Source organism: Candidatus Aeolococcus gillhamiae, from assembly GCF_016464765.1.
Lineage (GTDB): Bacteria > Chloroflexota > Dormibacteria > Aeolococcales > Aeolococcaceae > Aeolococcus > Aeolococcus gillhamiae.
Map to the genome: position 1 here is coordinate 1 of NZ_JAEKNS010000096.1, position 9551 is coordinate 9551.

The following is a 9551-nucleotide window of genomic DNA, read 5'->3' on the forward strand; positions in this document are numbered from 1 at the left end:
CCGCCGCCCCCCGCCGTCGCGACCGCGCCGTCCGCCGTGGCGCCGACCGCGCCGATAGACCTCGTCGAGCCGCTCGAGCCACCGCTTCCGCCGGCCGTGTCCGCCCCGCCACACCGTCCCGCACCACCGCGACGAGTCGCGCCCGCGGCAGGCCCTGCGGCGTTGTGGGCGCGGATGCGCGACGCGGTGGCTGTTCGCCTCGCTTTGGCGCGCAGCGGGGAGGCACTCGAAGACTCCATGCAGATCGTCAGCGGGGCGCCGTCGCGCCGGGGTGCGCCGCTGCCCGCACCGGCCCACAGGTCCACACCCGACATCGTCGCGGGCATCGCGGCCACGCCGCCTCAGGCTCCGCCCGCGTCGCCCGCGGAGGAGGTGGAGCTGCAGGGGTTCTCCGGTCACAAGACATCACCGGCGATCGTCGAGCCCGAGCCGGACATGCACGACGCTCCCGATGTCGTCGCCGATCGGCGCGTGCGCACACCGGCAGACGTCATCGCCGAACGCGACGTCGCCGAGCCCGTCGACTCGGCCGGCTGGAACGCGTTCGCCGCCTCCTCGTATCCCGACGCGGACGTCCCCGCCGGCAAACCCACATCGCCGCCGCCGCGACCACTGGGCCGGCACAGCCGCGCGGTCGCGCGCGAGCAGGTGCCGCTCTCCACCAGGATGATGCGCGCGCTCGCCGCGGTCGCCCGGGGGCGCCAGGGGGTCGCGGGTCTCTCCAAGACGGGCCCCGACAATCGGCTGCTCGCCGGCGTCGCCGGGATCGGCCTCATCTTCGTGCTCGCGCTGCTGTTCGGGCGCGGCTCCTCGCATCCGGTCGCACCAACCGCGAACCGACCGGCCACTTCGGCGGCCGCTCCGCCTCGTCAGTCCACCCCCGCGCAGTCCAGTGCTGCCGCCAGCGCCAGCAGCGCACCGGCCCCGTCGCAGGTGCAGACGTTCGGCGCCGGAGATACCGGTTTCCAGGTGGTGCGGCTGCGCTTCGGCGCGCAATCCGCGTACTACCGCGTGGTGTTCGACCTCGGCGGCGTGAGCGGCGCCGGGCAAGGCACGCCCAAGGCAACCGTCTCGTTCAGCACCCCGACCACTGTGCTGGTGACGTTCGCCGGCACCGTGCCGGCGGGGTCAACCGGCACGCCCACGCTCGGCAAGGTGATCTCCTCGGTGAGCCTGGTGAGCAGCAGCGGCAACAAGACCGTGTACCGCTTCACGTTGATCCGCGCTGCCACAGCCACCGCGTTCTACCTGGTGTCACCGACCCGCTTCGTGCTCGATCTCCACTGATCGAGTCCTGAGCTCAGGCGGTGGCGCCGCCGTCGACCACGATGACGCTGCCGGTGACGTATGACGCCGCCCCGCTGGCCAGGAAGACCGCGGCGCCGGCGATCTCGTCGGGCTCTGCATGCCTCTTCAGGGCGGTGCCGCGAATGATCCGCTCGTGGATCTTCGGCGTCTCGATGAGCACCTTGGCGAACTCGGTGTCGACCAGGCCTGGGGCGATGGCATTGACCCGGATCCCCGACCGGCCGAGCTCGTGCGACAGCGTGCGCGTCAGGTTGATGAGCGCGGCCTTGCTGGCGTTGTAGGCGCCGATCATCGGCTCGGGATTGATCCCACCGACAGAGGCCATGTTGATGATGCTGCCGCCGTGCTGGCCCATCCAGGCATGCACCGCGGCGCTGATCAACCGCAAAGGACCCTGCACGTTGACCTCGAAGACGCGGTCGACCGCGGCGTCCTCGGCGTCGACGAGCATGCCGAACTGCGGGTTGGTGGCCGCGTTGTTGACAAGGATGTCCAGCGCACCGAAGCGCTCCATGACCGCGGCCACGATCGTGCCGGCGTCCTCGGCGTGGCCGACATTGCCGGCCACGGAGATGGCCGTGCCGCCGGCGTCGATGATCTCTTCCGCCACCTTCTCGCAGGCGTCGCGATGGCGCGCGCACACCGCCACCTGCGCGCCTGCGCCCGCCATCGCCAGGGCGATGGCGCGGCCGATGCCGCGGCTCCCCCCCGTGACAAGTGCGGTCCGTCCCTTCAGGGAGAAGCGGTCCAGGTCTGGCAAATCAGTTGAGCGAGACCGGCACGATGTTGTGGTCGCGCCGAGCCAGCATCTGGGTGAGGAAGACAGATTCGCGCCGGAGCGCCTGCAGGCACTTGCGCAGCCGTCCCGACACGGAGTCCTCCTCGAGCAGCTCCTGGCGTCGGTTGACCTCGACGTTGAGCGAGGCCGCGATCAGGTAGGAGAGCAGCTCGGGATCGTCGGGCAGCCCTGCCTCGTCCTCCTCCGCGCCGGTCTCGTCGGCGAGGTTGCGCAGCGCGGCGCGGTACTCGGTGAAGGCGCGCGCGGCGCGGTGGGCCAGGTCGGGGATGGCGGCCTCGTCCCCGCGCGTGTCCTGGAGATAGCGGATGCTGCCGACCAGGTAGGACCGGCTCAGCGACAGGCTCTCCACCCGAAACCGCGACGCGCCGGCGACCACCAGGTCGTAGCGACCGTCGTCGAGCGCCTCGAGCTCATGGATCTGCGCCAGGGTGCCCACCGAGAACGGGAACGCCGCGCGGCCCACCTCGAGGCCCTCGCGGATGCCGATGATGCCAAAGCTCGTGCCCTGCGCCTGGCAGTCACGGATCATCTCCCGGTACCGCTCCTCGAAGATGTGCAGGCCCGCGGGCATGTGTGGGAAGAGCACGGTGTTGAGCGGAAACAGCGGTAGGCGCACCGACATGGCCGCCAGTGTACCGCTGCCCTCGCCGCGACTCAGTGCGACAGCGCAGGGCCGCGCGCGCCTACGCCGCCTTGCAGTTCTTGCTGTGCTTGAGGATGCGCTCGCGCTTGGGCTCGCCGGGCTTGCGCTGGTGGCGGAAGGCAATCTCCACGCTGATCTCGTTCTGGCGCATCAGGTTGTGGCAGATCGGGCAGCGCTGCGAGGTGATGATGTCCTTCTGGGACGTGACTCCCTTGGACTCCTTGATTGTGTTGGCCACAACTGGTCTCCGCGAAAAAGATGGTGAACGCAGGACGAATTGTACCGCCCCCCCCGGCGGCACCCCGGCCTGATGAGCAGGATGCGACCCCGCACTGCGGCCGTCAGCTGCGGCGGCTGCGTCCGAGGAGCATGAAGGCCGCGCCTCCGACCACAAGGCCGCAGAGCAACAAGCCGGCCGGGAGGCCGATCACGTAGAGCAACGTCGGCGCGTCGGTGAGAAGCATCACCGCGAGTCTAGCCACCGCCCACCCCTTGGCGGAAACCAGCCCACGGCCCCTGTTACACTGCGACGTAGGATGTCACAGCGTCACTCCGACGCAGCCCTTCTCGACGCCGCCCGCGCCTGCGTCGCCGAGCGCGGGATCGCCCGCACCACGGTAGCCGACGTCGCCCGCCGCGCCGGCGCCAGCCGAATGACCGTCTATCGAACCTTTCCCGACGCGGCCACACTCTGGTCCAGCCTGCTCACCCGCGAGGTGGGGATGGTCGTCGCCGAGGCGGAGGCGGCCGCGGCCAGGCTTCCCACCGCCCGCGAGCGGCTCATCGACGCCGCCGCGCGCGCGGTGGTCGCCCTGCGCGCCGACGCCGTGTTCCGCCGCGTCATCGAGCTCGACGGCGAGCGGCTGATGCCCTACCTGACCACTCGCCGGGGTCACGCCCAGGAGATCGCCATAGCCACGGTTCGCCGGCACCTCGAGGATGGCCGCCGGGACGGGTCGATCCGCGAGGTCCGCGGCACCGCGGTGGCGCGCCTCTTCGAGCTGGTGGTGCGCAGCGTGGTGGCCGCCTCGCCGGCGCTCGCCGACGACGCGGCCACACCCGCAATCGACGCCGAGCTGCGCCTCATGCTCGACGCCTGGCTGCGTCCCCCCGAGACGTCACGATGAGCTTCGCGGGCTCGCTCAACGCCGCCCAGCGCGCGACCGACATCGCGCGGATCGCCGCCGAGGAGCTCGACGTTCTGGTCATCGGTGGCGGAATCACGGGGGCCGGCGTGGCGCTCGACGCGGCGATGCGCGGGCTGCGCACCGGCCTGGTCGAGCGACGTGACCTCGCCAACGGCACCAGCCGTTGGAGCTCGAAGCTCATCCACGGCGGGCTCCGCTACCTGCGCCAGGGACAGCTCGGCATCGCCTGGGAGTCGGCGCGCGAACGCCACATCCTGATGACCACGACGGCGCCGCACCTGGTGCACCCGCTGCCCTTCATCGCTCCTCTCAACAGCACCCTCTCGCCGCTCGGCGGCGCGCTCACCGAGGTCGGCGTCCGCGCCGGCGACGTGCTCCGACTCGCCTCGGGAACGCGACGCCGGCAGCTGCCCGCCCCGCGGCGCATCAGCGCGCTCGAGGCGCAGCGCCTGGTCGGTGGGCTGCGCACCGACGACCTTCGCGGCGCCGTGCTCTTCTGGGACGGGCAGGTCGAGGACGACGCCCGCCTGGTGATCGCCGTGGCGCGCACCGCCGCGTCGAAGGGGGCGGCCGTCGCCACCCACTGCACGGCGCTCTCCACCGCGGCCGGCCGCGTCCAGGTCCGTGACGAGATCGGCGGCACCACCTTCGAGGTGCGCGCCCGCACTGTCGTGAACGCCTGCGGGGTGTGGGCCGGCACCATCGATCGCTCGGTGCGGCTGCGCCCCAGCAAGGGTGCGCACGTGGTTGTCGACGCGCGCGCCCTCCTCGAGCCTCGCGCTGCGCTGATCACCCCGGTGCTTGGGGAGAGCGCGCGCTGGGTGGGCGCGACCCCGACCGGCGACGGCAGGGTGATCGTCGGGGTCACCGACGACGCCTTCGACGGACCCATCGATGACGAGCCCGCGGTCGGGGCGGCGGAGGAGGATTTCCTCCTTGACACCCTATCGCTCGCGCTGCAGCGGTCCCTGACCGGCGCTGATGTCCTGGGCCGCTACGCCGGCTTCCGGCCACTGCTCGACACGGGTGGCGGCTCGACCGCCGACCTCTCGCGCAGCCACTCCATCCTCGAGTCGCCGGACGGCACCCTGTTGACGGTGGTCGGGGGCAAGCTCACCACGTACCGGCGCATGGCCCAGGACGCCGTCGACCGAGTTGTGGCCCGGCATGGGGGCCCGCGCAGCGGCACCGCTTCGCAACCGCTCATCGGGGCTTGCGCTCGCGGAGCCACCACCGGCGTCCCCGCACGCCTGGTGCGCCGCTACGGAAGCGAGGCCGAGGCGGTGGCCGGCCTGGCCGTTCACGACCGCGCGCTTCTCGAGCCGGTGTTCGCCGGCAGCCCGGTGCTCGGTGTCGAGTTGCTCTTCGGCATCCTCCACGAGGGTGCCATGGACATCGACGATCTTCTCGACCGCCGCGTCCGGCTCGGCGTGGTGCCCGCCGAGCGCCGCCGTGCCGAGGCGCTCGCCACCGACCTGTTTGGGGGCCTGGCGGCGTGACCGAGCCCGTCCCGCCGCCGCTGCGCTGGTGGGGTTGGGGCGACCGCGACACATCCATCCCTGCTGGTCTCGCCCACCTCCTGCGCGATGAGCTGCGCATCCCGGTGCTGCCGTCCGACGCTGGGCGCCCCCAGCCGCCCGCGCTAGCGCCGAGCGCCCTGGGTGGGGACGGACTGGTCGCCGAGCTGCGCGAGCTCTGTGGTGACGGCGCGGTCACTACCGACGATGAGGCCCGGGTCCGGCACGCCGGGGGGCGCAGCTATCTCGACCTCCTCGCCCTGCGCAGCGGGGAGATCGCCGCGCCCGACGCGGTCGTCTCTCCGGCCGGCGAGGAGGCGGTCGCCACGGTGCTGCGCGCCTGTGCGCGCGCGTCGTGTGCGGTGGTCCCGTTCGGCGGGGGAACGTCGGTCGTCGGTGGGGTGAGGGCCCTGCGCGGCCGGCACCGCGCCGTCATTGCGCTGCACCTGCACCGCCTCGACCAGGGCCGCGCCGTTGACCCCGTGTCGATGACGGCCACCCTCCAGGCGGGCATGACCGGCCCTCAGGCCGAGGCCTTCCTGGCCGAGCGCGGCCTGACCCTGGGCCACTTCCCGCAGTCCTTCGAGTACGCCACCATCGGCGGCTTCGCCGCGACTCGGAGCGCAGGCCAGGCCTCGAGTGGCTACGGCCGGTTCGACGACCTCGTCCTAGGCCTGCGCCTGGTCACCCCCACCGGGGAGATCGTCGTCGCCGGCCACCCCGCGAGCGCCGCTGGGCCGTCGGTCCGCGACCTCGTGCTCGGCTCAGAAGGCCGCCTCGGCGTCATCACCGAGGTCACCGTCAAGGTGCGCCGCCGCCCCACCCAGCCCCGCTACGAGGCCTGGTCGTTCGCCGCGTTCGGCGACGGCGTGGCGGCGATCCGCGACCTTGTCCAGGGTCGCGTTGCGCCCGACGTCGCCCGGCTGAGCGACCCCGAGGAGACCAGGGTCGGGATGGCCATGGCGGCGCACGGCGGAGCCGTCGAGCGGATCGGGCGGCGCTACCTGCGCCTGCGCGGCCACCAACGCGGCTGCCTGCTCATCGCCGGCTGGGACAGCGACGCGCTGCTCACCGGCGCGCGCCAGTCCGAGGCCCGCGCGGTGCTGCGCCGCCACCAGGCCATCCCGCTCGGCGCCGCACCCGGGCGCGCGTGGTTGCGCCAGCGCTACCACGGACCCTATCTGCGCGACGCGCTGCTCGACGCCGATGTCCTCGTCGAGACGCTGGAGACGGCCACCGACTGGGCCACGCTGCACCGGCTTCACGAGGCGGTCACCGACGCGCTCCGCGCCGCCCTTCCCGGCGAAGGCGCCCCGCTGATCGGCTGCCACGTCTCCCACGTCTACCCGTCCGGCGCGTCGCTGTACTTCACGGTGCTGGCCGCGGCCGGGTCGGACCCGCGAGCCCGCTGGACGGCCGCCAAGCGGTCCGCCTGCGAGGCGATCCTCGAAAACTGCGGCACGATCACCCACCACCACGCCGTTGGCACCGACCACCGTCCCTACCTGGACCGGGAGATCAGCCCCGGCGCCGTCGCGGCGCTGTGCGCGCTGGCGCGCCAGGTCGACCCCACCGAGATCATGAACCCGGGCAAGCTCCTCCCCGACTGAGTTCGACGACGGTCTCCATCGGGCGGACCGCGGCACTGACGTTGGTGATCCTTGTCACTCTCGTCCTGAACTCGTCACCTACGCTCGACAGGCCGCGAATAGGCTGCGGGAGTGATATCCGCCGACGCCAGGCGAGCACCCCACCGGGGCTGGCTGCTCTGGGCCGTCTATGGCGTGCTCGGCGCCGTCCTGCTCGCCTACCTCGTCTCGCTGGTGGTCCGCGCCGACAACTCCTCGGAGCTGGTGGACGGCTGGCTGGTGGCCGCCTTCGAGTTCGTGGGCAGCGGGCTCTGCTTCCTGCGCGCCTGGCTCAGCCCCGGCCGGCGGGCAGTTCCCCTGGCGTTCGGCGTGGGCACTCTCTCCTGGGCGGTCGGCGACCTCCTCCTGACCATGGAGTCGAGCGGTGGCGCCACCGTGCCTACCCCATCGATCGCCGACGTCTTCTACCTCGGCTTCTACCCGGCGCTGTACGTCGGCCTGGTGCTCCTGGTGCGTCGCCAGGCGCGCGACGTCACCTCCGCGATGTGGCTCGACGGCATCGTCGCCGGGCTCGGAGCTGCGGGTGTGTGCGCCGCCTTCATCTTCGGCACCCTCGTCCGCACGACCGGTGCCGACCCAGCGGCCGTGGCGACCAACCTCGCCTACCCGATGGGCGACCTGATCCTCCTGGCCCTGGTGGTCGGCGTCAGCGCCATCCTGCCCGGGCGGCGCAACGCCCAGTGGGTCTTCATCGCCGTCGCCTGCGCGGTCAACGCGGCTGGTGACACCGCCAACCTCCTCAAGGCCCCCGGCGGCGACTTCGGCTTCGCCACAATTTTCGACGCCGTCGCCTGGCCGACGGCCATCCTCCTCATCTCCCTGGCTCTCTGGCTCCCGGGGCGGGGCAAGGCGCTCGGCGTGGCCCACAAGGCGCCGGGGATGATCCTTCCCGCTCTCGGCGCCGCCTCCGGCCTGGCGATCCTGCTCTTCGGGTCCTTTCACCCGGTGAGCGCAGTCGCGCTGGGCCTGGCCACGGCCACCCTGGTGGTGGTGGGCCTCCGGTTCTGGGTGTCGGTCGTGCAGATGCGCGCGCTCACCCACAAACGGCACCGCCAGGCGGTCACCGACGACCTCACCGGGCTCGGCAACCGTCGCCAGCTCTTCTACCTGCTCAACGACTTCTTCGCCGACGCCGCGGACCCCACCACACCGCGGCGCGACTTGGGCCTGCTCTTCATCGACCTCGACCATTTCAAGGAGATCAACGACTCCTTCGGCCACTCAGCCGGTGACGAGCTGCTCCGCCAGCTTGGCCCGCGCCTGATCGGCTCGCTGCGCAGCACCGACGTGCTGGTGCGCGTCGGCGGCGACGAGCTTGGCGTGGTGATCATGGACGCTGACATCGAGTACGCCACCGCCGTCGCCCGGCGGCTCATCGCCAAGCTCGAGGAGCCGTTCGTCCTCGACGCAGTGAGCGTGCGCATCAGCGCCAGCATCGGCATCGCCAGCGCTCCCACCGACGCCGGTGACAGCGCCGGTCTGCTGCGCTGTGCCGACCTCGCCATGTACCGCGCCAAGCTGCGCGCGTCGTCCTACGAGACGTATCGCAAGGATATCGACGAGGACGGCAACCGCCTCCGTCTCGTCGAGGAGCTGCGCACCGCAACGCAGGAGGGTCGCTTCCTGCTCCACTTCCAGCCCCAGGTCAACCTCGGGACCGGGGAGGTCACAGCCGTCGAGGCGCTGCTGCGCTGGCCCCATCCGCGCCTCGGCCTGGTGCCGCCACTGGACTTCCTCCCGCTCGCCGAGGAGGCCGGGCTCATGCCCCTGATCACTGACTGGGTTGTGGACCAGGCGCTGGCCCAGTCCGCGACGTGGCGAGCCGCCGGCCGCGACGTGCCCGTGTCGGTCAACGTGTCGGTGAGCAACCTGCTCGACAAGCGGTTCATCCCGTCCGTGAGCGAGGCGCTCGGACGCCACCACCTGCCCGGGTCCGCGCTCACCGTGGAGATCACCGAGACCTCCATCATCAGCGACTTCGACGAATGCAAGCGCGTGATCGGCGAGCTGCGCACGCTCGGCATCGGCGTCGCCATCGACGACTTCGGCGCCGGCTTCACCTCCCTCGCGTACCTGGGCACGCTGGCTGTGAGCGAGCTGAAGCTCGATCGCACCTTCATCACCGGAATCGCCGAGGGCGCCGATCGCGACCTCGCGCTCGTCCGCGCCACCATCGAGCTCGGCCACGCGCTCGGCATGCGCGTCGTCGCCGAAGGGGTCGAGGACGACGCCACGCTCACCGTGCTCGGCGGAGCCGGCTGCGACATCGCCCAGGGTTTCTTCATCAGCCATCCGATGCCGGCGGCGGACCTGGTTCTTGCCGCGGTTGTGGTCTCAGGACCGCCGCAGCTCAGCGTCGCATCGAACGCCGGCTGAGAAAACACCTACCCCGCATCGGATTCGAACCGATGATCTCACTGTCAGGACTGAGTTTCTGGTACCCCGTATCGGATTCGAACCGATGATCTCCGCCTTGAGAGGGCGATT

8 protein-coding genes and 1 pseudogene are annotated in these 9551 nt (G+C 71.7%); 5 read left to right on the top strand and 4 right to left on the bottom strand.

The window, feature by feature from the left end; all coding sequences use genetic code 11:
- Window positions 1–1287 (top strand): annotated as a pseudogene (locus JF886_RS09160) (hypothetical protein); the annotation flags it as partial.
- Between the two features lie 13 nt (window positions 1288–1300).
- On the opposite strand, the gene JF886_RS09165 reads toward JF886_RS09160, so the two are convergent.
- From JF886_RS09165 to JF886_RS09180, 4 genes are all read right to left on the bottom strand, one after another.
- Window positions 1301–2068, bottom strand: coding sequence for an SDR family oxidoreductase (locus tag JF886_RS09165; protein WP_337311725.1), 768 nt, complete (start codon window positions 2066–2068; stop codon window positions 1301–1303).
- Between the two features lies 1 nt (window position 2069).
- The gene (locus JF886_RS09170) at window positions 2070–2729 is read right to left on the bottom strand and encodes an LON peptidase substrate-binding domain-containing protein (protein WP_337311727.1); all 660 of its coding nucleotides are present in this window, start codon (window positions 2727–2729) and stop codon (window positions 2070–2072) included.
- Between the two features lie 61 nt (window positions 2730–2790).
- Window positions 2791–2988 (bottom strand): hypothetical protein, encoded by a 198-nt coding sequence (locus JF886_RS09175; RefSeq protein WP_337311729.1) that lies wholly within the window; start codon window positions 2986–2988, stop codon window positions 2791–2793.
- A gap of 103 nt (window positions 2989–3091) precedes the next feature.
- The gene (locus tag JF886_RS09180; RefSeq protein WP_337311731.1) at window positions 3092–3214 is read right to left on the bottom strand and encodes a hypothetical protein; all 123 of its coding nucleotides are present in this window, start codon (window positions 3212–3214) and stop codon (window positions 3092–3094) included.
- A 72-nt stretch (window positions 3215–3286) separates the two neighbouring features.
- Between JF886_RS09180 and JF886_RS09185 the strand changes: the two genes are divergently transcribed.
- The 4 genes from JF886_RS09185 to JF886_RS09200 all read left to right on the top strand — a co-directional run bounded on the left by JF886_RS09185 (window position 3287) and on the right by JF886_RS09200 (window position 9440).
- Window positions 3287–3877, top strand: coding sequence for a TetR family transcriptional regulator (locus JF886_RS09185; protein ID WP_337311734.1), 591 nt, complete (start codon window positions 3287–3289; stop codon window positions 3875–3877).
- Window positions 3874–5397 (top strand): glycerol-3-phosphate dehydrogenase/oxidase, encoded by a 1524-nt coding sequence (locus JF886_RS09190; protein WP_337311736.1) that lies wholly within the window; start codon window positions 3874–3876, stop codon window positions 5395–5397. Before JF886_RS09185 ends, JF886_RS09190 begins: the two co-directional genes overlap by 4 nt.
- On the top strand, window positions 5394–7025 hold the full coding sequence (locus JF886_RS09195) for an FAD-binding oxidoreductase (protein WP_337311738.1): 1632 nt from the start codon (window positions 5394–5396) through the stop codon (window positions 7023–7025). Before JF886_RS09190 ends, JF886_RS09195 begins: the two co-directional genes overlap by 4 nt.
- Before the next feature lie 111 nt (window positions 7026–7136).
- Window positions 7137–9440: a putative bifunctional diguanylate cyclase/phosphodiesterase gene (locus JF886_RS09200; protein ID WP_337311740.1), complete on the top strand. Its 2304-nt coding sequence runs from the start codon at window positions 7137–7139 to the stop codon at window positions 9438–9440.
- Window positions 9441–9551 lie beyond the last annotated feature (111 nt).

Coding starts and splice junctions, on each gene's coding strand:
- JF886_RS09185 (WP_337311734.1), top strand. CDS start 3,287: ATGTCACAGCGTCACTCCGACGCAGCCCTTCTCGACGCCGCCCGCGCC.
- JF886_RS09180 (WP_337311731.1), bottom strand. CDS start 3,214: ATGCTTCTCACCGACGCGCCGACGTTGCTCTACGTGATCGGCCTCCCG.
- JF886_RS09190 (WP_337311736.1), top strand. CDS start 3,874: ATGAGCTTCGCGGGCTCGCTCAACGCCGCCCAGCGCGCGACCGACATC.
- JF886_RS09170 (WP_337311727.1), bottom strand. CDS start 2,729: ATGTCGGTGCGCCTACCGCTGTTTCCGCTCAACACCGTGCTCTTCCCA.